Origin of the sequence: Paraburkholderia humisilvae (genome assembly GCF_902859855.1) — a bacterium.
In the GTDB taxonomy this organism is placed as follows: domain Bacteria; phylum Pseudomonadota; class Gammaproteobacteria; order Burkholderiales; family Burkholderiaceae; genus Paraburkholderia; species Paraburkholderia humisilvae.
This window is the reverse complement of record NZ_CADIKH010000353.1, coordinates 1-1,326: the sequence shown is the minus strand read 5'-3', so window position 1 is coordinate 1,326 and position 1,326 is coordinate 1. Positions and strand designations below refer to the sequence as shown.

Genomic DNA, 1,326 nt, shown 5'->3' with positions numbered 1-1,326 from the left:
CCGTCGCTCGCAACAAGCTCAAAAGCGCTCAGCACCGACCTTCGATCATCGCCGCGTGCTGGATTCAGGCAACCTTGTGGTGACGTCATGATTTATGGAAAGGTCAATAATCGGTCAAACGATACATCAAACCAGTATCAATTCATCACCATATAAACGCATAATTGATTATTGCCCGATTATCCGTGTAAATATAGATTAGTTGTACGAATCGATTACACATTACACCAGCAACCCATCGTACGGCGCATAGCAAAGCTGCCTGCGCAGTGAAATTTGCGCACTCATAGAGGGATTACAGCCATGAACAGGAATCTTTATCAGCTGGTGTGGAACCGTCGTGTGCAGGCGTGGGTGCCGGCAGCGGAAACCGCGATCGCCAACTCGAAAGGGAAAGGACAACGTACCCCGAAAACGGCAACTGCTGAACTAATTGGTCACCGATTCCGGCACGCGGTGGGCACTTCCACGCTTGCTGTTCTGTCCACGCTGGGTACTACTGTGCCAACCCCCGCCTTTGCAGACTATTCGGTCAACGGCACCACTGCCGACGGTACCGGCTGCTTCGGAAACATGGCTATAGGGGCATCGGATATTATCGCGCAAGTGACAGCCTGCGACGGCATCGCTATCGGGTCCGGGGCTTCGGCGATGAGCCCCGGGTCGACAGTTACAGGGTCTGCCTATGCGAATCCCTTGGCGGTCGGCAGCGGCTCCCAAGCTTTGGGCCGTTCGGCAACAGCTCTTGGCAGTCGATCGACCGCAAGTGGCGACGCTGCGACGGCCGTTGGTGGGGGATCTGGGATTGATACTGGGGGGCGTGGCATCAATATTGGCGGCGCGACCGCACAAGGCTTCGGTGCCACCGCGTTGGCTACTGGATCGTTCGCGAACGGCGACGACGCCACGGCAGCGGGCCAACTTGCCACCGCCAGCGGAACGACGGCCTCCGCGTTTGGCCAGGCCGCCAACGCGACCGGCAGTAATGTGACGGCGTTGGGGCAAGGCGCGACGGCGAATCAGGACAATACTCTGGCCGTTGGCTCGGCCGCAACGGCGTCGATCGCCAATTCGGTTGCGTTAGGTGCGCATTCGGTTGCGACGACAGCCGCCGTTCCAGTGACGGGCGACACGATCGCGGGCACGGCGTACACCTATGCGGGCGGCGCGCCGGCCGGCGTGGTGAGTGTTGGCTCGACGGGCAACGAACGGCAGATCACCAACGTGGCGGCCGGCCAGGTGCTGGGCACGAGCACGGACGCGGTCAACGGCTCGCAGCTGTACGCGACCAACGCGGCGGTCAACGCCGCGAGCACGGCGCTCGAC

The 1,326-nt window shown here is 60.5% G+C and carries 1 protein-coding gene; it reads left to right on the top strand.

All coding sequences use genetic code 11. The features are described from left to right. Positions 1 to 303: 303 nt before the first annotated feature. A partial coding sequence (locus HV796_RS42475; protein ID WP_281370002.1) for an ESPR-type extended signal peptide-containing protein occupies positions 304 to 1,326 on the top strand: 1,023 nt, incomplete at its 3' end.